The sequence below is a fragment of the Bosea sp. 124 genome, assembly GCF_003046175.1.
Classification (GTDB): domain Bacteria; phylum Pseudomonadota; class Alphaproteobacteria; order Rhizobiales; family Beijerinckiaceae; genus Allobosea.
In genome coordinates, this window is the sequence record NZ_PZZM01000001.1 from 4,468,602 (window position 1) to 4,492,802 (window position 24,201).

General features: G+C 67.6%; 23 protein-coding genes and 1 tRNA gene. 7 read left to right on the forward strand and 17 right to left on the reverse strand.

Annotated elements, in window-relative coordinates; all coding sequences use genetic code 11:
• Window positions 1–158: 158 nt before the first annotated feature.
• Window positions 159–476: a hypothetical protein gene (locus tag C8D03_RS21225; protein ID WP_108049435.1), complete on the reverse strand. Its 318-nt coding sequence runs from the start codon at window positions 474–476 to the stop codon at window positions 159–161.
• Window positions 477–693: 217 nt separating this feature from the next.
• Between C8D03_RS21225 and C8D03_RS21230 the strand changes: the two genes are divergently transcribed.
• Complete coding sequence (locus C8D03_RS21230) at window positions 694–2,181, forward strand: MFS transporter (protein ID WP_108051871.1); 1,488 nt, start codon at window positions 694–696, stop codon at window positions 2,179–2,181.
• 69 nt (window positions 2,182–2,250) lie between these two features.
• Here the strand turns inward: C8D03_RS21230 and C8D03_RS21235 are convergent, their stop codons facing one another.
• From C8D03_RS21235 to C8D03_RS21250, 4 genes are all read right to left on the reverse strand, one after another.
• Window positions 2,251–2,751 carry a TspO/MBR family protein gene (locus tag C8D03_RS21235; RefSeq protein ID WP_108049437.1) on the reverse strand — a complete coding sequence of 167 codons (501 nt, stop codon included), beginning with the start codon at window positions 2,749–2,751 and terminating at the stop codon, window positions 2,251–2,253.
• Window positions 2,752–2,960: 209 nt separating this feature from the next.
• Window positions 2,961–4,019 carry a D-alanine--D-alanine ligase family protein gene (locus tag C8D03_RS21240; protein WP_108049439.1) on the reverse strand — a complete coding sequence of 353 codons (1,059 nt, stop codon included), beginning with the start codon at window positions 4,017–4,019 and terminating at the stop codon, window positions 2,961–2,963.
• A gap of 148 nt (window positions 4,020–4,167) precedes the next feature.
• On the reverse strand, window positions 4,168–4,947 hold the full coding sequence (locus tag C8D03_RS21245) for an RlmE family RNA methyltransferase (RefSeq protein WP_108049440.1): 780 nt from the start codon (window positions 4,945–4,947) through the stop codon (window positions 4,168–4,170).
• Between the two features lie 57 nt (window positions 4,948–5,004).
• Window positions 5,005–6,198 (reverse strand): Ppx/GppA phosphatase family protein, encoded by a 1,194-nt coding sequence (locus tag C8D03_RS21250; protein WP_248308562.1) that lies wholly within the window; start codon window positions 6,196–6,198, stop codon window positions 5,005–5,007.
• Between the two features lie 316 nt (window positions 6,199–6,514).
• Here C8D03_RS21250 and glpK point away from each other — a divergent pair, with 316 nt between their 5' ends.
• A complete protein-coding gene (gene glpK / locus C8D03_RS21255; RefSeq protein ID WP_108049442.1) occupies window positions 6,515–8,020 on the forward strand; it encodes a glycerol kinase GlpK in 1,506 nt (501 codons plus the stop codon).
• 183 nt (window positions 8,021–8,203) lie between these two features.
• A tRNA-Gln gene (locus C8D03_RS21260) sits at window positions 8,204–8,277 on the forward strand.
• A 144-nt stretch (window positions 8,278–8,421) separates the two neighbouring features.
• Here the strand turns inward: C8D03_RS21260 and C8D03_RS21265 are convergent.
• The 12 genes from C8D03_RS21265 to C8D03_RS21320 form a co-directional block, all read right to left on the reverse strand.
• Entirely contained in the window at window positions 8,422–9,375 is a 954-nt protein-coding gene (locus C8D03_RS21265) for a VOC family protein (RefSeq protein WP_108049445.1), read from the reverse strand.
• Entirely contained in the window at window positions 9,372–10,481 is a 1,110-nt protein-coding gene (locus C8D03_RS21270) for a 5-methyltetrahydropteroyltriglutamate--homocysteine S-methyltransferase (protein WP_108049448.1), read from the reverse strand. Before C8D03_RS21270 ends, C8D03_RS21265 begins: the two co-directional genes overlap by 4 nt.
• Window positions 10,482–10,506: 25 nt before the next feature.
• Window positions 10,507–11,247: an ABC transporter ATP-binding protein gene (locus C8D03_RS21275; RefSeq protein ID WP_108051873.1), complete on the reverse strand. Its 741-nt coding sequence runs from the start codon at window positions 11,245–11,247 to the stop codon at window positions 10,507–10,509.
• Window positions 11,248–11,255: 8 nt separating this feature from the next.
• Window positions 11,256–12,008, reverse strand: coding sequence for an ABC transporter ATP-binding protein (locus C8D03_RS21280; protein WP_108049450.1), 753 nt, complete (start codon window positions 12,006–12,008; stop codon window positions 11,256–11,258).
• The gene (locus C8D03_RS21285; RefSeq protein ID WP_108049452.1) at window positions 12,005–13,012 is read right to left on the reverse strand and encodes a branched-chain amino acid ABC transporter permease; all 1,008 of its coding nucleotides are present in this window, start codon (window positions 13,010–13,012) and stop codon (window positions 12,005–12,007) included. Before C8D03_RS21285 ends, C8D03_RS21280 begins: the two co-directional genes overlap by 4 nt.
• On the reverse strand, window positions 13,009–13,866 hold the full coding sequence (locus C8D03_RS21290; protein ID WP_108049454.1) for a branched-chain amino acid ABC transporter permease: 858 nt from the start codon (window positions 13,864–13,866) through the stop codon (window positions 13,009–13,011). Before C8D03_RS21290 ends, C8D03_RS21285 begins: the two co-directional genes overlap by 4 nt.
• A gap of 31 nt (window positions 13,867–13,897) precedes the next feature.
• Window positions 13,898–15,073, reverse strand: coding sequence for an ABC transporter substrate-binding protein (locus C8D03_RS21295; RefSeq protein WP_108049456.1), 1,176 nt, complete (start codon window positions 15,071–15,073; stop codon window positions 13,898–13,900).
• Window positions 15,074–15,129: 56 nt separating this feature from the next.
• The gene (locus C8D03_RS21300; protein ID WP_108049458.1) at window positions 15,130–15,813 is read right to left on the reverse strand and encodes a 4-carboxy-4-hydroxy-2-oxoadipate aldolase/oxaloacetate decarboxylase; all 684 of its coding nucleotides are present in this window, start codon (window positions 15,811–15,813) and stop codon (window positions 15,130–15,132) included.
• Complete coding sequence (locus C8D03_RS21305; protein ID WP_108049460.1) at window positions 15,810–16,535, reverse strand: PIG-L deacetylase family protein; 726 nt, start codon at window positions 16,533–16,535, stop codon at window positions 15,810–15,812. The genes C8D03_RS21300 and C8D03_RS21305 overlap by 4 nt, the downstream gene beginning before the upstream one ends.
• A gap of 27 nt (window positions 16,536–16,562) precedes the next feature.
• Window positions 16,563–17,681 (reverse strand): 4-oxalomesaconate tautomerase, encoded by a 1,119-nt coding sequence (locus C8D03_RS21310; RefSeq protein ID WP_108049462.1) that lies wholly within the window; start codon window positions 17,679–17,681, stop codon window positions 16,563–16,565.
• Window positions 17,682–17,685: 4 nt separating this feature from the next.
• Window positions 17,686–18,522, reverse strand: a complete 837-nt coding sequence (locus tag C8D03_RS21315; protein ID WP_108049464.1) for an NAD(P)-dependent oxidoreductase — start codon at window positions 18,520–18,522, stop codon at window positions 17,686–17,688.
• A gap of 91 nt (window positions 18,523–18,613) precedes the next feature.
• Window positions 18,614–19,507, reverse strand: coding sequence for a LysR family transcriptional regulator (locus C8D03_RS21320; RefSeq protein WP_181301156.1), 894 nt, complete (start codon window positions 19,505–19,507; stop codon window positions 18,614–18,616).
• Between the two features lie 360 nt (window positions 19,508–19,867).
• Here C8D03_RS21320 and C8D03_RS21325 point away from each other — a divergent pair, with 360 nt between their 5' ends.
• The 4 genes from C8D03_RS21325 to C8D03_RS21340 all read left to right on the forward strand — a co-directional run bounded on the left by C8D03_RS21325 (window position 19,868) and on the right by C8D03_RS21340 (window position 24,187).
• Window positions 19,868–20,911 carry an ABC transporter substrate-binding protein gene (locus C8D03_RS21325; protein WP_465246479.1) on the forward strand — a complete coding sequence of 348 codons (1,044 nt, stop codon included), beginning with the start codon at window positions 19,868–19,870 and terminating at the stop codon, window positions 20,909–20,911.
• 206 nt (window positions 20,912–21,117) lie between these two features.
• A complete protein-coding gene (locus C8D03_RS21330; RefSeq protein ID WP_108049470.1) occupies window positions 21,118–22,191 on the forward strand; it encodes an ABC transporter ATP-binding protein in 1,074 nt (357 codons plus the stop codon).
• Complete coding sequence (locus tag C8D03_RS21335; RefSeq protein ID WP_108049472.1) at window positions 22,188–23,357, forward strand: ABC transporter permease; 1,170 nt, start codon at window positions 22,188–22,190, stop codon at window positions 23,355–23,357. The genes C8D03_RS21330 and C8D03_RS21335 overlap by 4 nt, the downstream gene beginning before the upstream one ends.
• On the forward strand, window positions 23,354–24,187 hold the full coding sequence (locus tag C8D03_RS21340; protein WP_108049474.1) for an ABC transporter permease: 834 nt from the start codon (window positions 23,354–23,356) through the stop codon (window positions 24,185–24,187). Before C8D03_RS21335 ends, C8D03_RS21340 begins: the two co-directional genes overlap by 4 nt.
• Window positions 24,188–24,201: the final 14 nt, after the last annotated feature.

The window sequence follows — 24,201 nt, forward strand, 5'->3', positions numbered from 1 at the left end:
AACTCCGACACCGGCAATGCCGGCTCTCTGTTGCGGTCTCGCGGAGGGCGCCCGCGACCGGGTTGACGAGGCCCGTTAGCATGGGCCCAACGCCGCCGCTAGAGCGCCGCAGCGAATATTTTGCAATGCGGCGATGCGCGGCGGCGGAGGCTGCGAATCTAGCGGCGGCGTACGGGCTGCGCGGCGTCGGCATTCACGGCCGGGGCGCTGGGCGAAACGCCGAAGCAGCCCATGCCCATCATCGTCGCGCCGTGCGCGTCGGCCATGCTGGCGCAGTCGTTCTGGCGGATACAGGCGCGCTCCCTCGCCATGTCGCCATAGCCCTGTGGCGAGTTCTTGAAGGTGCAGGCCTGGTGCCAGTCGGTGTCCAGCGCTTTTGCAGGAGCGGGCGCGGCCATCATGGCGGCACCGGCGCAGAGCGCGAATGCCGCAAGCCGCAGGCTGTGCAGGGCGGGGAGGTGAGTTCGGTCAAGCATCGGACGTCTCCAGATCATTGAAGAAAGCAGTCGCCCCTTTGGTGTCCGAGACTGACGGACAAGGTTGAGATGGGAGTGGCCCGATACGGCCGGCAGTACGCCAAGTGCATGGCGGTGCTGCTTGCTGGGTCGTCGCAGATGTCCGGCGCATGGCGGCATTGCATGCGCCGAGGCTGATCGGGCTCGCAGAAGCCCGCCCTTGCCCTCGTCACGTCCGATTCGTGCGGCTAAGGCAGAGCGAGGATTCAGCCGAGGGCCGACCGTCTTGCAGCGCGCCAAACTCCTGCCCCTGATCGTCGCCTGCGCGCTGTTCATGGAGAACACCGATTCGACGGTGATCGCGACCTCGCTGCCGGTGATCGCGCAGTCGCTGGGCGAGGATCCGATCGCGCTCAAGCTGGCGCTGACCTCCTATCTGGTCAGCCTCGCCGTCTTCATCCCGATCTCGGGCTGGATGGCCGATCGCTATGGCGCGCGCACGATCTTCCGCGCCGCGCTCGGCGTGTTCATGCTCGGCTCGGTCTTGTGCGCGCTGTCGAACTCGCTGGGCGCCTTCGTCGGCGCGCGCTTCGTGCAGGGCATGGGCGGGGCGATGATGGTGCCGGTTGGCCGGCTCGTGATCCTGCGCAGCGTCAGCAAGTCCGAGCTCGTCAGCGCGCTCGCCTATTTGACCGTGCCGGCGCTGGTTGGCCCCGTGGTCGGCCCGCCGCTCGGCGGCTTCATCACGACCTATTTCGACTGGCGCTGGATCTTCTTCATCAACATCCCGATCGGGATCGTCGGGATCGTGCTGGCGAGCCTGTTCTTCGAGGATGTGCGGGAGGAGGACGTCGCGCCGCTCGACATCCGGGGCTTCGTGCTGTCCTCCTTCGGCTTCGCCAGCCTGATGCTGGGCCTGGCGACCGGGGGCCGCCATCTCGTGCCGGAAGCGGTGTCCTATGCCTGCGTCGCGGCCGGGGTCGCGGCGCTGACCGCCTACTGGTTCCATGCGCGCCGCGTCGCCCATCCGGTGCTGAACCTGTCGCTGCTGCAAATCCCGACCTATCGGATCGGCGTCATCGGCGGCTCGATCTTCCGCACCGGGATCGGCGCGGTGCCGTTCCTGCTGCCGCTGATGCTGCAGCTCGGGTTCGGGCTCGATGCGCTGCAATCGGGGCTGATCACCTTCGTCTCGGCCGCGGGCGCGCTGCTGATGAAGACCCTGGCGAAGACCATCCTGGCGCGTTTCGGATTCAGGCGCGTGCTGACGTTCAACGCTGTCATCGGCGCGGCCTTCCTGGCGGCGTCGGGGCTGTTCACGCCGCTGACGCCGCATTGGTTGATGCTGTCGGTGCTGCTGATCGGCGGCTGTTTCCGCTCGTTGCAGTTCACCGGCATCAACGCGCTGAGCTATGCCGACGTCTCCAACAAGGAGATGTCGAGCGCGACCAGCCTGTCCAGCGTGGCGCAGCAATTGTCGCTGAGCATGGGCGTGACGATCGGCGCCTTCGCGCTGGAGACGGCGAGCGCCGTCCATGGCGGCGCTGCGCTCGGTGCTGCGGATTTCTGGCCGGCCTTCATGCTGGTCGGGCTGATCTCGGCCTCGTCGGTCTTCATGATGAGACAACTCGCGCCCGATGCCGGGGCCGAGGTCTCGGGCCATGCGCCGTTCAGCGCTCGCAAGGCGACAGCGGAAGCGATCGCGGACCAGAAGCCGCTCGAGTGAGCTGGCAGGCTTGCCGCGCCGGATCAGCGGCATCCGGCTCCGACGGGGTCGATGGCCCATATTGCCACGTCAGCGATTCAGCCACCAGATCGACAGGTTCAGCAGGGTCGCGAAAGAGACCCACGCTGCATAAGGCCAAAGCAACAGCGACGACAGCCGGTCGAGTCGGCCAAAGGCCGCGATCGTGGCGAGGATCATCGCGAGCAGCGGCAGGATCACCACCATGCCGCCGAGCGGGGAGTTCAGTCCGAAGAAGATGCAGGACCATAGCAGGTTCAGCGCGAGCTGGACGTGATACACCGTCAGCGCCCACCGCGACGCCAGCGGCTGCCGCAGGATGCGGAAGACAGCAAAGGCCATCATCGCGAAGAGCGTCGTCCAGACCGGCGCGAAGATCCAGTTCGGCGGGTTGAATGGCGGCTTGACCAGATCGGCATACCAGCCGGCAATTTGCGGCACGGTTGCGGCGCTGCCGAGCAGCGACGCAAGGACCACGGGCACGACCGCGATCAGGATATCGAGCCAGAGGGGCCGGCGGGCGGAAGGCGGGTCGGGAATGGCGCTGTTCATGGAGGGATGATGGGGAGCCGCTGTTGACAGGGCAAGGGACCAGCCTCGCGGGCCAGTCCGCTGCCGGCGCCGCGGTGAACGCCGCCAACCGATCTTCGACAGCGCGCTTGGAGGCGGGCTGCGCGTCGCCGGGCGACATACCGTTCCACCTCTGCGACCGCCCGGCGAACGCGTATGTCGCGCCAAGCCTCTGTCCCGATCGGGGACCTTTACGCCTGCCGGGCGAGACCGTGGGCGATCAGGCGGTCGAGAATCTCGGGATAGGCAATGCCGCTGGCAGCTAGCGCCTTGGCGTACATGCTGATGTCGGTGAAACCCGGGATCGTGTTGATCTCGTTGACGATGACGCTGAGGTCGGCCTTCACGAAGAAGTCGACGCGCGCCATGCCATCGCAGCCCAGAGCCCGGAAGGCCTTGGCCGACATCGCCTGGAGCCGCTGCGTCGCCTCGTCGGGCAGATGGGCGGGCACGCTGAGCGCCGCGCCATCGGCATCCAGATATTTGGCCTCATAGGTGTAGAAGCCATGCGCCTCGGCCGGAACGATCTCACCGGGCAGGGAGACGATCAGCTCGCCATCGGGCTGTTCGAGAATGCTGAACTCGATCTCGCGCCCCTGAACGAACTCCTCGACCAGCACCTTCTGATCGTGCGCGAACCCTTCGGCCAAGGCCGAGCGGAACTCCTCCTCCGTCCTTGCCTTGCTGACGCCGACCGACGATCCCTGCCGGGCGGGCTTCACGAAAACCGGCGATCCGAGCTGGCCTGCGACCTCGTCGAAGGATGGCGTGTCGCCGCGTCGAAGCGTGATCGACCGCGCGACGGGCAGCTCCGCCTCGCGCAGCAGCCGCTTGGCGATGTCCTTGTCGATCGCGGTCGCCGAGCCGAGGATGCCGCATCCGGCGAAGGGCACGCCCGACGCCTCGGCCAGCCCCTGGATCGAGCCGTCCTCGCCATGGAGGCCGTGCAACACCGGAAACAGTATGTCGATCGCCGGCAGCTCATGGGGATGTCCGGCCGTCGGAATGGCGAGGAGGCGCCCTTTCCCGCCGGGCAACAGGCAGAGTTGCGTGCCGCCATCGGGGACCTGCAAGGCGCCGCCGTCCAGATCGACCGCGAGCCACTGGCCGCTGCGGGTGATCGCGATCGGCACGACGTCGTATTTCGAGCGGTCGAGCGCCTTCACGACATTGCTGGCGGAGAGGATGGAGACGTCGTGCTCGGCCGACTGGCCGCCGAAGAGAACCGCGACCCGTAGTCTTTTCGCCATCGAATCCAGAGCTCCCCTGTCCGCGATTGGGCAGTTAATCCGGCATCGGTAAAAGCTTTGCCTCCAGGCTGCGGCGGGTTGCGCCAGAGGGTTCGCTCATCCCCGATCCGCAACCTGCCTTATGGCCGCAGCAGATCGCCGGCCTGTTTCAAGCCGGGGCGTCGTCGGGTTCGTCCTTGCGGCGATAGCCTGTCGCCAGCACGTAGAGCTCCGACGAGTCCGCGCGGCTGGCGGATGGTTTGACGTTGCGCACGGTGGTGAAATCGCGCTTGAGCTGGGCCAGAAGCTCGGCGCTTTCGCCCCCCTGGAAGAGCTTGGCGAGGAAGAAGCCGCCCGGCGTGAGAATGGTGTGGGCGAAGTCCAGCGCGGCCTCGGCCAGCGCGATGATCTTGAGATGGTCGGTCTTCTTGTGGCCGGTGGTGTTGGCGGCCATGTCGGACATCACGCCGTCGGCGCGCCCGCCCAGCCGTTCCGTCAGCAGGGCAGGGGCCTCGTCGGCCATGAAGTCCATCTCGATCAGATCGACGCCCGGAATCGGGTCGACGGGCAGCAGGTCGATGCCGACGAGGCGGCCCTTGCCCTTCTCCAGCCCGATCCGGGTCGCCGCGATCTGGCACCAGCCGCCGGGCGCGCAGCCAAGATCGACCAGCTTCTGTCCCGATTTCAGAAATTTGAAGCGGTCGTCCATCTCCTCGAGCTTGAAGGCGGCGCGCGAGCGATAGCCCATCTCACGGGCCCGCTTCACATAAGGGTCGTTGAGCTGGCGCTCGAGCCAGAGCTGCGAGGAATGCTTGAGCTTGCCGGCCTTCTTGACCTTGACGCGCATGTCGCGCGCGCCGCCCGACTTGCCGGCGACACCGACCGCCTTGCCGGTGGTCTTGCCACCGGACTTGCCAGTGGATCTGCCGCCCGACTTGATGGTGCTCATGGCCGTGTCCCCGGCCGCAGTCCCGTCGCGCTGGCCGGGTTCCTCAAAGGCGTCATATCATCTCCGGCGCCACCAGGCGCGGTCCTCATGCATCATCCTGAGCAGGATGCCTTCCCGCAGGCCGCGATCGGCGATGCGGACCCGCTCGCTCGGAAAGGCGCGGCGAATCGCCTCGAAGATGGCGCAGCCGGCCAGCACGAGATCGGCGCGCTCGCGGCCGATGCAGGCGTTGGCCGCGCGGGCTGCATAGTCCATTTCGACCAGCCGGTCGATGACGGCGAGAATATCCTCCTGCCGCATCCACAATCCGTCGACCTCGCGGCGGTCGTAGCGCGGTAAGCCGAGATGGATGCCGGCGACGGTCGTGACCGTGCCAGAGGTGCCGAGCAGGTGGAAGCTCCTGGCGCCGCGCGCCGCGGCGGCCTTCTTCGCGAAGGGAGCGAGTTCCCTGGCGCAATCCTCGACCATCGTCTCGAACAGGGCCCGGCTGACATCGACGCCGCCATAGCGCTCGGCCACGGTGACCACGCCGATCGGCAGCGAGGCCCATTCGCGGATGCGGGCGGCGGGATCGCGCGCCGCGCTGCGCCCGCCCATCCAGACGATCTCGGTCGAGCCGCCGCCGATGTCGAAGACGATCACGCCTTCGGCCGCGGGGTCGGCCAGCGCGGCGCAGCCGGAGACGGCGAGCGCAGCCTCGGTGCGCTGGTCGATGATCTCGAGCTCGAGCTCGGCCTCGGCGGCGACCCGGCGGACGAAATCGGTGCCGTTGACGGCAGCGCGGCAAGCTTCCGTCGTCACCAGCCGGGCCCGGGTGACGTTGCGGTGGAGCATCTTGCTGCGGCAGATCTTCAGGGCCTCGACGGCGCGGTCCATCGCCGCGTCGCAGAGCCGGCTGCTCGCTGCCAGCCCCTCGCCCAGCCGCACGATCCGCGAGAAGGCGTCGACGACGCGAAAGCCGTGCTGGGCCGGCCTTGCGATCAGCAGGCGGCAGTTGTTGGTGCCGAGATCGAGCGCGGCATAGGTCGTCGCCGAAGCCCTTGCGACATGCGTTTCCGCGACCTGTCCTCCAGCAGCATGCGCGGGCGCAGCATGTATCCGCGAGGCGTCGATTCCAGAGGCGGAGATACAGCCCTGCGCCAGCATCGGGGCAGCCCGATGCGGCGCGCCGCCCTCCGCGGGATCTGCGCCATGAAACTGCGGATGCGCCGCTGCCGCGACATCCCGCTCCTGCCGGTCTTCGACCGCCACCCTGCTCGTTCCTTTGGCCTGCCGCATGCGCCCCCGATCAGATGGACCAGAGCGCCGGCGGCCGAGCCGGGCGAAAGCCCGGCTGCCCGTTGGCGTCGAGCGTAACAAGAGCGGGACTGCGGTGCCAAGCGGAACCTTCTGTCGAGCACGATCTGCCATCACGCACGATCGGCCGTCACACAAGATCTGCCGTCATGGCAGGGTCGGCAGTGTAGGCCTTGCCCTCCGGCGCAGGCTTCGGCCAGTCTCCGGGCACAAGACGGCCTCGCTGCATCATCGGGTAGCCATGGCCGCAGCATCAGGGAAGGACCGCCGCATGGGCGCCGCACGCCATATCCTCGCGATCGACCAGGGCACGACCTCATCGCGCGCGCTGCTCTTCGACGCGGGGCTCAACCTCGTGGCCAGCGCCCAGCGCGAATTCGCGCAGCATTTCCCGGCCTCGGGCTGGGTCGAGCACGAGCCGGAAGACATCTGGGACAGCGTGCTCGCGACCTGCCGCGAGGCGATCGCCAAGGCCGGGCTCGATTCGGCTGCGATCGCCGCCATCGGAATCACCAACCAGCGCGAGACCACGCTGGTCTGGGACCGCAAGACCGGCCACGCCATCCACCGGGCCATCGTCTGGCAGGACCGGCGCACCGCGCCCCGCTGCGCCGAGCTCGTCGCCGCCGGGCACGAGCCGCTGGTCGCGGCGCGGACCGGCCTGCGCATCGACCCGTATTTCTCCGCCACCAAGATCGCCTGGCTGCTCGACAACGTGCCCGGCGCGCGGCGCCGGGCGGAAGCCGGCGAACTCGCCTTCGGCACGGTCGACAGCTTCCTGCTCTGGCGGCTGACCGGCGGAGCCGTGCATGCGACCGACGCGACCAATGCCTCGCGCAGCATGCTCTTCGACATCGGCCGCGGCGTCTGGGACGAGGACCTGCTGGCGCTGTTCGACGTCCCCGCCGCGCTGCTGCCCGAGGTGAAGGACTGCGCCGCGCTCTTCGGCGAGACGACGCCGGAGCTGTTCGGCAAGGCGATTCCGGTGCGCGGCATCGCCGGCGACCAGCAGGCGGCGACGATCGGCCAGGCCTGCTTCGCGCCCGGCATGGTGAAATCGACCTATGGCACGGGCTGCTTCGCCCTGCTCAACACGGGCGAGACGCCGGTCGCCTCGAAGCATCGCCTGCTCAGCACCATCGCCTATCAGCTCGACGGCAGGCGCATCTATGCGCTGGAGGGCTCGATCTTCATCGCCGGCGCGGCCGTGCAATGGCTGCGCGACGGGCTCGGCATCATCACGGAGGCGAGCGAGACCGGGCTGCTGGCGCCGGCCGCCGATCCGGCGCAGGACGTCTATCTCGTGCCGGCCTTCGTCGGCCTGGGCGCGCCGCACTGGGACGCCGATGCGCGGGGCGCGATCTTCGGGCTGACACGGGGCAGCGGCCCGCGCGAATTCGCCAAGGCCGCGCTGGAGAGCGTTTGCTACCAGACGCTCGACCTGATCGAGGCGATGCATGCCGACTGGCCGCAAGCAGGGCAGGGCGCGCGTTCGGTGCTGCGGGTCGATGGCGGCATGGTCGCCTCCGACTGGACGATGCAGCGCCTCGCCGACATCCTCGACCTTCCCGTCGACCGGCCGAGCCTGCGCGAGACGACCGCGCTGGGCGCGGCCTATCTCGCCGGGCTCGACGCCGGCCTGTTGCCCGAACCGGACCGCTTCGCCGATCTCTGGCGGCTGGAGCGGCGTTTCATGCCGGGGATGCCGGCGAGCGAGCGCAGCCGCAAGATCGACGGCTGGCGCGACAGCGTGCGCCGGACGCTGAGCAGCGCCTGATTTCGGGCGGAGCGGGCCTGCGGCGCGGCGGGAAAACGCTGCGGCGCGCGCTCCTCGCGGCCGGCTGCTGCCGATCCGCAAGGTTTGCATGATCGCCTGCATTCTGGGGCTTGCCATTCGGCCGAGCTTTGATTAGACCCCCGGCTCACCAAGGCGAGCGCAGCCCACCGCGCTGCTCGCCATTGGGGGATCGTCTAACGGTAGGACCCCAGACTCTGACTCTGGTTGTCTAGGTTCGAATCCTAGTCCCCCAGCCACTCGCGTGGCTTTCCATGAAAACCCAAGAACTGGGCGCTGCGATCTGGGGCGATGGCCCTGATTTGCATAGTGCTGGCGCGTCTTGCGGCTCACAGCTTCTTCGAAGGCCATCGCGACCGCCGACGAAACCGCGGCGGCCCGATTCACGCCTGCGGCGGTGTTCCGTGCGTGTGGAAGCTGTCGATCGTCTTCAACCCCCAAGCCTGTCCCTTCTTCCGCTCGGTCTCGGTCCAGGTCACGGTCTGCCAGTCCGGATCGAGGATCAGCCTTGCCCCGGCATTGGCGATTTCGACGCGGTTGCCGGCGGGCTCGTAGACATAGAGGAAGAAGGTCTGCTGCACCGCGTGCTTGTGCGGGCCGGTCTCGATGAACACGCCGTTCTCCAGGAAGAGGTCGGCCGCTTCCAGGATGTGTTCGCGCTGGTCGACGGCATAGGTGACATGGTGGAAGCGCCCTCGCGCCGGCGTGTGGTCGCGGGTGTAGGCGATGTCATAGCTCTTGTTGTTGACGGTGAACCAGCAGCCGCCGACCTCGCCCGAATCGAGCACGATCTGCTCGGTGACGCGGCTGCCCAGCGCCCTCGGCATAAAATCCCGGATCGCCGCCACGTCCTGCGCCAGCAGGTTGAGATGGTCGAGCCGGCGGACCGCGCAGCCGCGGCCATGGTTGCGCTGGGCCTGGTTCTTCAGGGCGGGACGCTCATGCGCGGGAGCGAGGTATTTGTTGGTGTCGAAATAGATCTCGAAGACGTGGTTGTCGGGGTCGCGGAAGCGATAGGCCCGGCCATGGCCGAGATCGCCCTTTGACCAGCCGAGGCCGGCGCCCATCGCCTCGATCGCGGCGACCCGTCGGTGCAGCGCCGCCTCGCTGGTGGCGCGATAGCCGACATGGCCGATGCCGGTCGTGTTCGAGGCGGTGAGCTTCAGCGTGTGGAACTCGTAGTCGTCCCAGGCACGCAGATAGACCGAGTCGCCCTCCCGCCCGCTCTCCGTCAACCCGAAGATGTTGACGAAGAAGTCGAGGCTCGCCTCGGGCTTGTTGCTGAACAGCTCGACATGGCCGAGATGGGCGGTGTCGAAGCAGGGTTCCGTGCTCATCCCCAGACCTCCTTCGCGACCTCGAGGATGCGCGAGAGCTTGGCCCATTGCTCGTCCTCGGCCAGCACATTGCCTTCCTCGGTCGAGGCGAAGCCGCATTGCGGCGAGAGGCAGAGCTGATCGAGGGCCGCGAACTTCGCGGCCTCCTCGATGCGGCGCTTGAGATTGTCCTTGCTTTCCACCGTGCCGAATTTCGAGGTCACGAGCCCGAGCACCACCTGCTTGTCGCCTTTCGGCAGGAAGCGCAGCGGCTCGAAGCCGCCGGAGCGGTCGTCGTCCCATTCCATAAAATAGCCGTCGACGTCGATCTGGTTGAAGACCATGTCGGCGACCGGCTCGTAGCCACCCGAGGCGATGAAGGTCGATTTGAAGTTGCCGCGGCAGGTATGGGTGGTGATGGCCATGTCCGCCGGCTTGGCCTTGAGCGCGACGTTGAGAATGTCCCGATAGATGAAGATCAGTTTTTCGGGATCGTCGCCGCGCTCGGCCAGCATCTTGCGCTGCTCGGGATCGCAGAAATAGGACAGGCTGGTGTCGTCGAGCTGCAGGTAGCGGCAGCCGGCGTCGTAGAAGCTCCTGATCGCCTTGGCGTAGGCCTTGCCGAGGTCTTCGTAGTAGTCCTCCATCCGGTAATAGGCGCTGGCGTCGATCGCCTTCCGCCCACCGCGATAATGCAGCATGGACGGGCTCGGGATCGTCATCTTCGCGACGCGGTTTGTGGTCGAGGCCAAGAACCTGAAATGCGCCAGATGCGGGTGGTCGTCCGGGAAATCGAGCTTGCCGGTGACGCGGATGCCGCGCGCCTTGGTCGCGACGCCCTTGAACTGGATGCCTGAATCGGAATCGTAGCCGGTGACGCCGGTCAGGGCTTCGAGGAAGTCGAAATGCCAGAAAGCGCGGCGGTATTCGCCGTCGGTCACCGCTTGCAGGCCGATCTCCTCCTGCTTGCGGACGAGCTTGCGGATCTCTTCGTCCTCGATGGCGGTCAGCTCGGCCTGGCTCATCGCGCCTTCCGCGACCTTGGCGCGAGCGTCCTTGACCGGCGCGCTGCGCAGCAGACTTCCGACCATGTCGCCCCGGAAGGGCGGCTTCTGTCTCAGGGTCATGTCGTGTCCTCCCGGTTGTTGATTGTCAGGCCGCGGCGGCGAGGCCGAGGTGATGTTCGAGCCGCTGCGGCTCGGCGAGCAGCGTCGCGCTGCGTTCCGCCAGGACGACGCGGCCGCGTTCGAGCACGATGGCATCGTCCGTCAGCTCGAGGATCTTGCGGGCATGCTGCTCGATGACGATGGCGGCGAGGCCTTCATCGCGAAACAGCGCCTTCAGCGCCCTGAGCAGTTCCTCGACGATGATCGGGGCCAGACCCTCGGTCGGCTCGTCGAGAAGCAGGAGCTTCGGATTGAGCATCAGCGCCCGCCCGATCGCCAGCATCTGCTGCTCGCCGCCCGAGAGCTGGTTGCCGAGATTGCCCTTGCGCTCGGCGAGGCGCGGGAACATCGCGAAGACGCGCGCGGCATCCCAGGGGCCGGGCCGCGCGACGGCGGTGAGGTTCTCGAGTACCGTCAGCGACTTGAAGATGTTGCGCTCCTGCGGCACCCAGCCGATGCCGGCATGGGCCCGTTGTTCCGGCGAGGCGCTCGTGAGGTCGCGTCCCGCCAGCATGATCCGGCCGCCGCGGCGGCGCGTGACGCCGATGATGCTGTTGACCAGCGTTGTCTTGCCGACGCCGTTGCGGCCGAGCAGGGCGAGCGAATGGCCTTCCGCCAGCGCGAGGTCGATGTCGAACAGCACCTGCGCCTCGCCATAGCCGGCGCTCAGCTTCTCGATCGTCAGGAGCCCCGATCGCGATGCGTCAGGTGGCGATGGCTCAGACATGGGCATTCTCAGACATGGGAATCCTCGCCGAGATAGGCCGCGCGGACGGCCGGATCGCGCGCCATCTCGTCAGGCGTGCCCTCGGCCAGCACATGGCCGTTGACCAGCACGGTGATGCGCGTCGCGAAGCGGAAGACGAGGTCCATGTCATGCTCGATCAGCAGCACGGAGACGTCTGCCGGCAACGAGGCGACCGTCTCCATCAGTTCGCGGCGCTCCGCCTCCGGCACGCCGGCGGCCGGCTCATCGAGCAGCAGGACGGACGGCTTCGCGGCGAAGGAGGCGGCGATCTCGATCTGGCGCTGCTTGCCATAGGGCAGCGTCGCGATCTGCCGGTCCATGATGTCGTCGAGCCTGAAGCGGGCCAGGATCTCGGCCGTCTGCGTCACCAGCTCCGCATCGCGATCGAGCCTGCGGAAGGGATGGCTGCCGTGGCCGAGGCGCTCGGAGGTGACGAGCGCGATCATCTCCAGCGGCGTCATCGTGGCGAAGAGCTGGTTGATCTGGAAGGTGCGTGCCAGCCCGCGCTTCACCCGCGCCTCGCGCGACCGGCCTGTAATGTCCTCGCCCATGAGTTCGACGCGGCCCGAGGTCGGCCGCAGCACGCCGGTGAGCTGGTTGACGAAGGTGGTCTTGCCGGCGCCGTTCGGTCCGATCAGCGCGTGGCGGGCGCCGCGCTGGAGCGTGAAGTCGACATGGTCCGTCGCGACGATGCCGCCAAAGCTCTTGCACAGATCGAAGGTCCGGAGCGCCACGCTCATCGGGCGGCTCCCTTGCCGAAGCGGGCGAAACGCAAGGCCACGGCCTTGATCGCGCCATGGATCATCTCGCGCCCGCCGAGCACGAACAGCACCAGGAACAGCCCGATCCAGAACATCCAGTATTGCGGCGTGAAGGTCGCGATCGCGTCCTGCAGCAGCTTGAAGGCGATCGCGCCGATGAGTCCGCCATAGAGGTAACCGGCGCCGCCGATGATCAGCACGAGCATCAGGTCGGCGGAGCGGTGGAAATCGAGCACGTCGAGCGAGACGAACTGCGTGGTCTGGGCGAGCAAGGCGCCGGCCGCTCCCGCATAGGCCGCAGCCAGCGCATAGGCGGCCGCGAGGCGCCGGCCATTCGGCACGCCCGAGGCCGCGGCGCGCAGCGGATTGTCGCGGATCGCGCGCAGCGACAGGCCGAACGGCGAATTCGTCACCCGCCGTGCGACCAGGAACAGCAGGAACAGCACGCAGAGCGAATAGAGATAGGCGGTGCGGCCGAAGATATCGAACGCGAACAGGCCGAGCACCGGCGCCATCACGATTCCCTGCAGGCCGTCGGCGCCGCCGGTGAGCGAGCCGAATGAGTTCGCCAGCTCATAGAGGATGAGCGCGACGCCGAGCGTGATCATCAGCCGGGTGAGATCGGTGCCGCGCAGCACGAGCGGGCTGGTAACGAGGCCGAGCAGCCCCGCCGCGCCCATGCCGATGGCGAGCCCGGCCAGCGGGTCGGCCGTGACATGCTTTGCCGCAAGGCCGGCCGCATAGGCGCCCATGCCGAGGAAGGCGGCGTGCCCGAGCGAGACGATGCCGGCATAGCCGAGGATCAGGTCGAGCGAGAGCGCGAAGAGCGCGAGGATCGCGATCTCGTTGAGCAGCAGCAGGTTGCGCGGGAACAGCAGGAACGCCGCGAAGGCCACGAGCCAGAAGGCGATCTCGGCCGGGTGCCAGCGCCGCGCGGCGAGCAGCGAATAACGGACGGGTGTCTCCAGGGCAGGCGCCGTCATGTCCGCGCCCTTGCGAAGAGCCCGTGCGGCCGGGTGATCAGGAGCGCCACCATCAAGGCGTAGATGATGAAGGCGCCGACCTGCGGAACGAGATATTTGCCGACGACGTCGGCGACGCCAAGCAGCATCGCGGCAAAGAACGGCCCGGTGATGCTGGAGGTGCCGCCGACCGTGACGACGATCAGGAAGTAGATCATGAATTTCAACGGAAAGGTCGGGTCGAGGCCCATGAGTTCGATGCCGAGCGCGCCGCCGAGCCCGGCGAGACCGGAGCCCAGCGCGAAGGTTAGCGCAAAGAGCCGGCTGACCGGGATGCCGAGCCCGCGCGCGACGCGGGCATCGTCGACCGCGGCGCGCAGCCGGCTGCCGAAGCGGGTCCGGGTGAAGCCCCATTGCAGCGAGACCGCCAGCACACCGCAGACGGCGATGACGAAGAGGCGGTAGCGGCCGATGCCGATGCCCGCCACCTCGAAACGCCCCTGAAGCCAGGCCGGCAGCCGGATGAACTGCTGGGTCGATCCCATCAGCCAGTCCGTCCCCGCGACCGCCATGAAGACCAGCCCGATCGAGAACATCACCTGGTCGAGATGGCTCTTGGCGTACATCGGCCGGTAGATCAGCCGCTCCAGCACGATCCCGACAAGCGCCGCCGCAAGGAAGGCGACCGGCAGGCTCGCGAGGAAGGGCAGGCCGAGCCGCTGCATCGCGGCCACTGCGACGTAGCCACCGAGCATCGCGAAGGCGCCGTGGGCGAGGTTGACGAAATTCATCAACCCCATCGTCACGGACAGCCCGCAGCCGAGGACGAAGAGCACCATGCCATAGGCGATGCCGTCGAACAGAATGGTCAGCATGCGCCGCGATCCGGCTTGGCAGTGGCGCCGCTCACTTGCGCGCCTTCACCGGATCCTTGACGTTCGGGATCGTCGCGAACTCGATATTCCTGAATTCCGAGCCGACCTTCTCCGTCTTGCGGACATAGATGTTCTGGATGATGTCGCGCGTGTCGGGATCGATCTTGATCGGTCCGCGCGGGCTTTCCCAGGCGGCGCCCTTCATCGCGGCGATCAGCTTCTCGCCGTCGGCATCGCCCTTGGTCTCCTTCAGCGCTTCCGCGACGAGGCGCATGCCATCATAGCCGCCTACCGCCATGAAGTTCGGCCGCATTCCGGGGTTGGCCTTCTGGAAGGCCTCGACGAAGGCCTTGTTGGCCGGGCTGTCATGGGCGGCTGAATAGTGGTGCGTCGTGATCGCGCCGAGCGCGACGTCGCCGATGCCGTCGAGGATGTCGTCATCGACCACGTCGCCGGGGCCGATCAGCTTGACGCCGGCCTTGTCGAGACCGCGCTCGACGAACTGCTTCATGAATTGCGCGCCGACGCCCGAGGGCACGAAGACGAAGAGCGCGTCCGGCTTGGCTTCGGAGACACGCTGGAGGAAGGGCGCGAAATCGGGATTGCGCAGCGGCACGCGCACGCTCTCGACCGTGCCGCCCGCCGCCTTGAATTTCGCCGCGAAGGACGTCTCGGCGTCGATGCCCGGACCGTAGTCGGTCACGACCGTGAAGACCTTCTTGATGCCGTTGGCCGCAGCCCAGTCCGCCATCGGCTCGGAGGCCTGCGGCAGGGTGAAGGAGGTTCTCGCGATAAAGGGCGAGGCCTCGGTGATCGTGGCGGTCGCTGCCGCCATGACGATCTGCGGCACCTTGGCTTGCGTCGCGATCGGTGCCGTCGCCATGGCGAGCGGGGTCAGGCCGAATCCGGCGAGCACCGCGACCTTGTCGTTGACCACCAGTTCCTGCGCGATGCGGCGGGTGGCGTCGGCGTTGCCGGCGTCGTCCTTGAGGATGACCTCAAGCTTGCGTCCGCCATGGACGGCGCCTTCCTTGGCCAGGAAGAGTTTCACCGCCGCGTCGATCTGCCGGCCGGTCGAGGCGAAGGGCCCCGTCATCGGCAGGATCAGGCCGATCTTGACCGGCTCCTGCGCCAGCGCCGCGCCCCCGGCCGAAGCCGCCAGCGTGAGGCCGAGAATTCCACTCAGAACTGTCCTGCGATGCGTCATGTCTTCAATCCTCCCGAAAGTCTTGCCGGATCCCCTTGGCGGGGCTTTGCTTCTGGTTATTCGTCGTCGCGGTAGACGAGGCCCGCCTTGGTGAGGCCTTCGCGCATAGCGTACATGTCCAGCCCGAGTTCGCCAGAGGCGAGACGGCGTCGCTTCTCCCCTTCGTTCGCCTCACGCTCGCGGCCGGCCTCGGCCACGGCTTCGGCGTCGAGACGCGGCACGACCACGATGCCGTCATCGTCGGCGACGATCACGTCGCCCGGATGGACGAGGGCACCGGCGCAGACCACCGGCACATTGACCGACCCTGGCGTCGCCTTGACCGTGCCCTTGGCCGAGATCGCGCGCGACCAGACCGGAAAGCCCATCTGCGTCAGGATGCGCACATCGCGCACGCCGGCATCGATGACGAGGCCGACCCCGCCGCGCGCCTTGAGCGAGGTCGCGAGGAGGTCGCCGAACATGCCGTCGGTGTTGTCGGTCGTGCAGGCGACAACAAGCACGTCGCCCGGTTGCACCTGCTCGATCGCGACATGGATCATCCAGTTGTCGCCGGGCTGGGCAAGCACGGTCACGGCGCCGCCGGCGATCTGCGCGCCGGCATAGATCGGCCGCATGTAAGGCTTCATCAGCCCGCTGCGCCCCATCGCCTCATGCGTGGTCGAGACGCCGAACTCCGCGAGAGCGGCCATCGCGGCGGCCGGCGCGCGCTTCTTCGTGCGGATGACGACGGGGGTCATGCCAGCATCTCCAGCGCTTCGGGGAAGAGGCGCTGATAGGCCTCGCCATAGGTCATCGGCTTGCCGGAGTTCCGCCCCCCCTGCATGCCGCGGTTGAGGGCGACGCGGGTGTAGTATTCCCAGAGATGCTTCTGCGCGGCGAGGATCTCGAAGGCCTTGCGCTTCACCTCCCAGACCTCGTCGATGTTGAGGATGACGTTGGGCTTGAAGTTGCACTGCTCGGGCTGGTGCGGCTCGAACAGGAAGACCGGCGGGGCGGGATAGGCGCGCTCCGGATCGGGCTTGTGGCCCGCCGCCTGCGCGATGATGCGCGCCTCCTGCGCGAAGCGCGCCGCCTCGGGGTGGTCGACATTGTAGGGGTCTTCGAGCGCATGCGTCAGCACGAAGCGCGGACTGAGTTCGTGGAAGATGTCGATGGTGCGGTCGAGCATTCCGGACGTCGTCCGCAACGGATAGTCGCCGGCATCCATGAATTCGATCTCGGCGCCGAGAAGCGCGGCCGCCTGCTCCGCTTCTTCGCGGCGTTGCGCCTTGACGTCCTCCATCCGGACGCCGGCTTTCTTCCAGGCGAACTGGCTTTCGCCACGCTCGCCATAGGACAGGCAGAGGATCTTCACGCGCAGGCCGCGCTTCGCATGCAGCGCGATGGCACCGCCGGCACGCCAGACGAAATCGCCCGGATGCGCCGTGATCACCAGACCCGTCTTCGGCAAGCTCGTCATCGACGCCCGGTCCTCTCACTCGTCATGTCATTCGGCCGCATGGCGGATGCCGTCCGCATGCGCCGCCATGACGCTGGCCGGCACGAAGGCGCGGCCCTCCATCAGGATGCGCGCCGTGCGCAGCAGCCCGGCTCGTTCGACCACTGGCTGCCCGGCTGTCCCGCCGACCGTCAGCGTCACGGTGAACTCTCCCGTCGGATGCTCCACCGAGAGCGAACGCTCGCGGCCCTGCGGCATCACGGCGACAGAGGCCGCCGGCGAACCGGGGAGCGCCGCCGCCGTCGCCACCGTCACCGCCGCGAAGACTCCGATCGAGGCATGGCATTCATGCGGGATGAAGCTGCGCGTCGCGATCGACCCGCCTGCAACCGGGGGGGCTACGAGCGCGATCTTGGGCACGACCTTCGTCGAGACGTCGCCGAGATGCATCAGGGGCCCGGCCGCGAGGCGGATGCGTTCAAGGCGCGCCTTGAGCTCGGTGTCCTTGTCGAGTTGCTCGCGCGGCTCGTAGCCGGTGCGCCCGACATCGACCGCCCGCATCACGATCACCGGCATGCCGTTGTCGATCAGCGTGCAGGGCACGCCCTCGATTTCGTCGACGACGTTGCCGGTCGGCAGCAGCGCCCCGCAGACCGAGCCCTCGGCATCGAGAAAGCCGATGTCGATCGGCGCGGAGGTGCCCGGCACGCCGTCGATCCGGGCATCGCCCTCGGCGCTGGCCTCGCCATCCGGCGTGTCCATCGTCAGGTCGGCGATGGTGCCGGTGTTGATGGTGCGGACCCTGATCGTCGTGCGCGCTCCATTGGCCCGCACGAGACCGCGTGCCAGCGCAAAGGCGCCGATGCCGGCGAGGATGTTGCCGCAGTTCGGCGTCGTGTCGACGCTTGCTGTCTCGACGCCGACCTGCGCGAACAGGAAATCGATATCGCAGCCCGGCTCTCTCGACGGCGAGACGATCGCGACCTTGCTGGTCAAGGGATGGGCGCCGCCGAGCCCGTCGACCTGCCGCCTGTCGGGAGAACCCATCACTGCGAGCAGGAAGGCATCGCGCGCGGCGACATCCGCCGGCAGATCGTCGCGCAGGAAATAGGCGCCCTTGGAGGTGCCTCCTCGGATCAGCATGCAGGGAACGGCGATCTGGCTCATCGCCTTACGCTCCGGCTGCGGGTTTGGCGCGAGCGCCGCGTTGCTGGCTGTCGGCCACGGCCGTGGCGAGACAGGGATCGAGCCCCGCGGCAGCGAGCATCTCGGCCGCTTCGCGCATCTCGGCCGCCCTTCGCACGCCATGGGTGGCGACGCGCTCGCGCATGTCGGCAGCAAGTGCGTGGAAATCGATCGACGGGAAGGTCGCGTGCAGGCTGGCGAAGACCGGATCCTTGACGTCCCAGGCCTCGCTGGCAGCAGCGCAATCGACCATCAGCGCCTCCAGCCCCTTGATGACGATGCTGCGGCAGAGCTTCATCGCCGAGGCCCGGCCGAAGAGCTCGGAGACCGGGGTCAGATTCATGCCCATCATGTTCAGAGCCTCGGCGGCGGATTGCGCCTTCGGGCCGCCGGCCAGGATAGAGACCTTGAGGCCGGGCTGCTTCACCGCTGCCATCACCGCGGCCTCGACATAATCGGCGCCGCTCGTCGCGATCGCCTTCGCCGCTCTCTGCTTGGTCGAAGGTGCCGCCGAGTTGACGTCGACGAACACCTGCCCGGGCTTCAGCCAGGTGGCCGCCTCGATCGCCACGGCCTCGGCGCGGTCGGCCGTGACGGCCGAGAAGATGAAGCGGGCATCGGGGCCGACCGCCTCCGGCGACGCGGCGCAATCCACGCCGATCGACCGCGCGGCCTCTTCGAGCCTGTGCCCCGCTGGGCTGCCGAACAGCAGATCATAGGCGCGTATACCCGCCGCGCCGTTGGCCAGCAGCCCGCGTGCGAAGGTCTGCCCGACCTCGCCAAATCCGATGAATGCGATCGTCGCCGGTGCAAAACCAGCCATCGTCGCCACTCCTTGTGCGTTTCTTCCCGCAGCAAGGGTGGGGCAGGCTCATTCCGCCATCAAATGATAAGAATGCAGCGATTGATTAGTTTCATTCATCTCGTCGCGGCGAGACGCTGCGCTTCAACGCCTGGCTCAGAAGCGACAGCAGATCCCGCGTCACCGGGCGCAACGGCACGGTCTTGCGGGTGATGATGCCGAGCGTGCGCGACACCGCCGGTGACCGCAGCGGAATGGCGACAAGGTCGACGGCGTCGACGACATCGAGCGCGAGCTGGGGCACGATCGCGTAGCCGATGCGCGAGCGCACGAGGCCGACCGCCGTCACGACGCGCTGAACCTCGTAGCGCCACGTCAACGCCTCGCGCCTGGCACCGAGGGCATCATCGATCAGGATGCGGTTGCCGGTCTCGGCGCTGACGCGCACGAGCGGTTCGCCTTGCAACTGCGCCCATGTCAGCGATGTCGCATGCGCGAGTGGCATGCTGCGATGGCTGACCAGCACGAAGGGTTCCTTGACGACCGGCTTGAGTTCGAGATCCCAGCGGTTGGCCGCGACGATGGTGACCCCGAATTCGGCCTCGCCCGACTGGACCTTGTCTGCGATCTCGGACGCCGAATTGTCATGAATCCGGACACCGACGCCGGGGTGTCGCCCGGCGAAGGCGGCGATCACGGCCGGCATGCAGTGCACGGCGATCGTCGGCAAGCATCCGAGTGAAACCTGCTCCTCGCCGGCGCGCACATCGACCCTGACCTCGTCGAGGGCCGATCCAAGATCCTCGAAAATGCGGCGCGCCCGAGGCAGCAGGGTCGTGCCGGCGGCTGTCAGCGAGACCTGACGGGTCGTGCGCAGGAAGAGGGGGGTGCCGAGCGATTCCTCCAGCTTGCGGACGCGGTGACTGAGCGCTGTCTGGGACAGGTTGAGATGGGAGGCCGCAGCCCGAAAACTGCCGCGTTCCGCAATACTGATAAAGGCTTGCAAGCCGAGGACGTCCACGCGCATCGCTTACGGTAACGTCTCGCATGGCCAAATGCGAGAGCGGCGACACGCCGATCAGCGTGTCCTGGCGTGGAGAAACCGGCCCGGTCGCCATACGGGTCGCCTTCGGGCCGGCGTTCGATCCGGAAAGGTGCACGCATGGCTGGCGCGACGAAGGCGGGAGCGTGGCGTCCAGGCCCGCGCCCGCGCAACTTCTGACCGGAATTGGCGCCTGCGCTTCAATAAGATTCTCGTAGCGCAAGGCTGCAAAGCCGGCTCCAATGAAGCCAATGATGGTCCACTCTTCGCAAGGGGCGGAGATGGCCAATCAGCCGTAAATGCGGGGAGAAGACCATGACGTCGCTGAAATCCATCATCGCCACATCGGCACTCGCGGCGGGCCTCGCGGTCGCCGGCATGGGCGCTGCGGCCGCGCGCGACCTCACCGTCGTGTCCTGGGGCGGCAACTACCAGGACGCCCAGCGCAAGATCTATTTCAAGCCGTTTTCGGACAAGGCCGGCAAGCCGGTGCTCGACGAGTCCTGGGATGGCGGCATCGGCGTCATCCAGGCCAAGGTGAAGGCTGGCACGCCGAACTGGGATGCGGTGCAGGTCGAGGCCGACGAGCTGGCGATCGGCTGTGCCGATGGTCTCTACGAAAAACTCGACTGGCCCAAGCTCGGCGGCAAGGACAAGTTCCTGGCGAGCGCCGTGAGCGATTGCGGCGTCGGCGCGATCGTCTGGTCGACGCTGCTGTCCTATGATTCCGAAAAGCTGAAGACGGCGCCGACCTCCTGGGCCGATTTCTGGGACACCAAGGCATTCCCGGGCAAGCGCGGCCTGCGTCGCGGCCCGAAATACGCGCTCGAGTTCGCGCTGATGGCGGACGGCGTCGCGCCGAAGGACGTCTACAAGGTGCTGCGCGACAAGGGCGGCGTCGATCGCGCCTTCAAAAAGCTGGATGAGCTCAAGGCCGACATCGTCTGGTGGGAATCCGGCGCCCAGCCGCTGCAGCTGCTCAAATCCGGCCAGGTCGTGATGACGGCGGCCTATAACGGCCGCATCAGCGGCATCAACAAGACCGAGGGCACCAAGTTCAAGGTCGTCTGGCCCGGCAGCATCTACGCCGTCGATAGCTGGGTGATCCTGAAGGGCAGCCCGAACAAGGACCAAGCGATGGACTTCATCACCTTCGCCAGCCTGCCGGAGAACCAGTCCAAGCTGCCGCAGGACATCGCCTACGGCCTGCCGAGCAAGGCCGCTGCCGCCGCCGTCCCGGCCGATCTCGCCGCCGACCTGCCGACCGCGCCGCAGAACCTCGAAAACGCGATCGCGATCGATGTCGACTTCTGGAACGACAACATCGAGGACCTGACCAAGCGCTTCAACGCCTGGGTCGGCAAGTAACATGGGTCGGCAAGTGAGCTGGGTCGGCAAGTAAGCCGGGTCGGCAACTAACCGGCAACGCTGCGCCACTGCGCATGCCAAAGGCCCGGGCGGGCGTGGTCGCGCCCGGGCCGTTCCGGCGGAAAGCCCCGCGCGGGACGCTTCCCTGAAGCGCCCGCGCCTTGACCGCCTGACTTCGCTTTCGCCGCTACAGGACATTTAATCCTTTGCGAGATTCGGACCCGTTCATCCATTTCGAGGCCATCAGCAAGGTCTTCGGCACTGTCACGGTCGTCGACGCTCTCGATTTCCATGTCGGACGTGGCGAATTCGTCAGCCTGCTCGGCCCCTCCGGCTCCGGCAAGACAACGCTCCTGATGATGCTGGCCGGTTTCGAGACGCCGAGCGGCGGCAGCATCCATGTCGATGGCCGGCGGGTCGAGCATCTCCCGCCGCACAGGCGCGAGATGGGCGTGGTCTTTCAGAACTACGCCCTGTTTCCGCATATGACGATCGCCGAGAATGTCGGCTTTCCGCTCAAGATGCGCGGCGTGGCCCGGGCGGAGCGCGACGACAAGGTCAAACGCGCGCTGGAACTCGTGCGCCTGGCCCATCTCGCCGACCGCAAGCCCTCCCAGCTGTCCGGCGGGCAGCAGCAGCGCATCGCCTTGTCCCGCGCCCTCGTCTACGAGCCCAAGGTCGTGCTGATGGACGAGCCGCTGAGCGCGCTCGACAAGCAGTTGCGCGAACATATGCAGCTCGAGATTCGCGAATTGCATCGCAAGCTCGGCCTGACGGTCATCTTCGTCACGCATGACCAGGGCGAGGCGCTGACCATGTCGGACCGCGTCGCGGTCCTGAACCATGGCAAGATCGAGCAGTTCGATACGCCGTCGGGCCTTTACGACCGGCCGCGCACGCGCTTCGTCGCAGAATTCATCGGCGAGACCAATCTGTTCGCCGGGCAGGTCTCGCAGCGTGCCGGCCGGACGACCTCGGTCAGGCTGGCATCGGGCGACAGCGTGACCTGCGACGCGGCGACGGCGTTTGAAGTCGGCGACGCCGTGATGGTCTCGGTGCGTCCGGAAATGCTGCACATCGTCCCGGATGCGACCCTCCCGAACGCGTTGCCGGTGATCATCGAGGACCATGTCTATCACGGCGATCATATCCGCCTGCATCTGGCTTGCGGGAATGACCGCCTCGTCGCCAAGGCCGGCCGACGCGATGCCGCGCCTGCGGTGGGCAGCACGGCCTTCGCCAGCTTCGCGCCCGGCGATTGCACGCTGGTTGCGCCATGAGCGCACGCCTCAAGGCCGTGCTGCTCGTCCTGCCGCTGGTCGCGTTCCTGGGCCTGTTCTTCCTGTGGCCGCTGTGGATGATGGTCGCGACCTCGGTCCAGGGCGGCACGGTGCGCCTCGCCTTTCCCGAGACGGCCGCTGCGATCGCGACTTGGGACGGCGTCAGCCCGCCGCCGGCGCCGCTGCAGGCGGCTTTGCTGCGCGACTTGCGCCTGGACACGCCGCAGGAGCGCTTCGGCGATGCCGTCCGCACGCTGAACAGCCAGCAGGCTGGATTCCGCACGCTGCTGCCGCGCACCGTGCGTGCCGTGCGCGAGGCGGGCGAGGCCGAGGCGCTCGACCTCGCCGCGCTGGACCCGCGCTGGTCCGACCAGGCCTACTGGCTGGCGCTGAAGCGCAGCATGCCGGCCTACACCGACGCCAACCTGCTCGCTGCCGTCGATCTCAAGCGCAGCGATGACGGACGGATCGAGCCGGTCCCGGCCGATTTCGCGGTCAACCGGGTGATCATGCTGCGCACCTTCGTGATCGCCGCGCAGGTCACACTGCTCTGTGGCCTGATCGGGCTGCCTTTCGCCATGCTGGCGGCGAGCGTCACGGGCTGGAAGCGCAACCTGCTGCTGGTCGCGGTGCTGCTGCCGCTCTGGACCTCGCTGCTGGTCCGCACCGCCGCCTGGCTGATCCTGCTGCAGGATACCGGGCTCATCAACCAGACGCTGCGCGCGCTCGGGCTGATCGATGGGCCACTGTCGCTCATCTACAACCGCACCGGCGTGCTGATCGCGATGACGCATGTGCTGCTGCCGCTGATGGTGCTGCCGATCTATGCCAGCCTGATCGCGATTCCGCGCAACCTGATGCCGGCGGCGGCTGCGCTCGGCGCGGCTCCGCTGCAGGCTTTCCGCCATGTGCTGCTGCCGCTCGCGATGCCGGGCCTGCTCTCGGGCTCGCTGCTCGTCTTCATGGTGGCGCTGGGCTACTACATCACGCCTGCGCTCACCGGCGGCGCGGGCGACCAGATGATCAGCTCGGTCATCGCCTTCTATGCCACCGGCACGGCGAACTGGGGCATGGCGGGGGCGCTCGGCCTGTTCCTGCTGGTGCCGACGACGGTGCTCTACATCGTCTATGGCCGGCTCTCGCGCACCCCGCTGGTGCAGACATGAGCGGCGTTTCGCTGCGTCCGGCGGGCACTGCCTTCGGTGCGTTGCGGCTCGCCTTCGGCGCGCTCGCGGTCGCATTCCTGCTGTTGCCGCTGGTCGCGATCCTGCCGCTCGCCTTCACCGACAGCGTCTTCCTGGTCTATCCGATCAGCGGTCCGTCGATGCGCTGGTTCGGCGCGCTGGCGGAAAGCCAGGCCTGGACGCGGGCGATCGTCAATTCGCTGTTCATCGGCACCGGCGCGACCATCCTCTCGACCGTCATCGGCACGCTGGCGGCGCTGGGCCTGAGGCGGGAGCTCGTGCCGTTCTCCGGGGTGCTGCGCTCGATCTTCCTGCTGCCGATGGTGGTGCCGGCGGTCGTGCTCGGTGTCGGCATGCAGGTGCTCTACGCCCGCATGGGCCTGGCCTCGAGCTATCCCGGCGTCATCATCGCCCATGCGGTGCTGTGCGTGCCTTTCGTGCTGGTCAATGTCGCCGGTGCGCTGGCGAGCATCGACCCGGCGCTGGAGCGCGCGGCGGCGAGCCTTGGCGCCCCGCCTGTCAAGGTCTTTCGGGAGGTCACGCTGCCGCTCGCCTTGCCGGGCATCCTGACGGGGGCGGTCTTCGCCTTTGCAACCTCGCTCGACGAGGTGGTGATCACGCTCTTCGTCGCCGGCCCCAACCAGACGACCCTGGCCCGCCAGATGTTCTCCTCGCTGCGGGAGAACATCAGCCCGGCGATCGCGGCGGCGGCGTTCATCATCATGATCCTGACATTCGCGCTGCTGCTCGCCGTCAAGGGCGGTGCGGTTCTCGGCGCCTTGCGAAAGCGGCGGGAGGCGAAGGCGGGTTAGCGCGGCGCCGGGCC

What these genes read in the sequence shown, in the direction of transcription:
- C8D03_RS21225 (WP_108049435.1), bottom strand. Translation starts at nt 476, where the DNA reads ATGCTTGACCGAACTCACCTCCCCGCCCTGCACAGCCTGCGGCTTGCG.
- C8D03_RS21235 (WP_108049437.1), bottom strand. Translation starts at nt 2,751, where the DNA reads ATGAACAGCGCCATTCCCGACCCGCCTTCCGCCCGCCGGCCCCTCTGG.
- C8D03_RS21240 (WP_108049439.1), bottom strand. Translation starts at nt 4,019, where the DNA reads ATGGCGAAAAGACTACGGGTCGCGGTTCTCTTCGGCGGCCAGTCGGCC.
- C8D03_RS21245 (WP_108049440.1), bottom strand. Translation starts at nt 4,947, where the DNA reads ATGAGCACCATCAAGTCGGGCGGCAGATCCACTGGCAAGTCCGGTGGC.
- glpK (WP_108049442.1), top strand. Translation starts at nt 6,515, where the DNA reads ATGGGCGCCGCACGCCATATCCTCGCGATCGACCAGGGCACGACCTCA.
- C8D03_RS21265 (WP_108049445.1), bottom strand. Translation starts at nt 9,375, where the DNA reads ATGAGCACGGAACCCTGCTTCGACACCGCCCATCTCGGCCATGTCGAG.
- C8D03_RS21270 (WP_108049448.1), bottom strand. Translation starts at nt 10,481, where the DNA reads ATGACCCTGAGACAGAAGCCGCCCTTCCGGGGCGACATGGTCGGAAGT.
- C8D03_RS21275 (WP_108051873.1), bottom strand. Translation starts at nt 11,247, where the DNA reads ATGTCTGAGCCATCGCCACCTGACGCATCGCGATCGGGGCTCCTGACG.
- C8D03_RS21280 (WP_108049450.1), bottom strand. Translation starts at nt 12,008, where the DNA reads ATGAGCGTGGCGCTCCGGACCTTCGATCTGTGCAAGAGCTTTGGCGGC.
- C8D03_RS21285 (WP_108049452.1), bottom strand. Translation starts at nt 13,012, where the DNA reads ATGACGGCGCCTGCCCTGGAGACACCCGTCCGTTATTCGCTGCTCGCC.
- C8D03_RS21290 (WP_108049454.1), bottom strand. Translation starts at nt 13,866, where the DNA reads ATGCTGACCATTCTGTTCGACGGCATCGCCTATGGCATGGTGCTCTTC.
- C8D03_RS21295 (WP_108049456.1), bottom strand. Translation starts at nt 15,073, where the DNA reads ATGACGCATCGCAGGACAGTTCTGAGTGGAATTCTCGGCCTCACGCTG.
- C8D03_RS21300 (WP_108049458.1), bottom strand. Translation starts at nt 15,813, where the DNA reads ATGACCCCCGTCGTCATCCGCACGAAGAAGCGCGCGCCGGCCGCCGCG.
- C8D03_RS21305 (WP_108049460.1), bottom strand. Translation starts at nt 16,535, where the DNA reads ATGACGAGCTTGCCGAAGACGGGTCTGGTGATCACGGCGCATCCGGGC.
- C8D03_RS21310 (WP_108049462.1), bottom strand. Translation starts at nt 17,681, where the DNA reads ATGAGCCAGATCGCCGTTCCCTGCATGCTGATCCGAGGAGGCACCTCC.
- C8D03_RS21315 (WP_108049464.1), bottom strand. Translation starts at nt 18,522, where the DNA reads ATGGCTGGTTTTGCACCGGCGACGATCGCATTCATCGGATTTGGCGAG.
- C8D03_RS21335 (WP_108049472.1), top strand. Translation starts at nt 22,188, where the DNA reads ATGAGCGCACGCCTCAAGGCCGTGCTGCTCGTCCTGCCGCTGGTCGCG.
- C8D03_RS21340 (WP_108049474.1), top strand. Translation starts at nt 23,354, where the DNA reads ATGAGCGGCGTTTCGCTGCGTCCGGCGGGCACTGCCTTCGGTGCGTTG.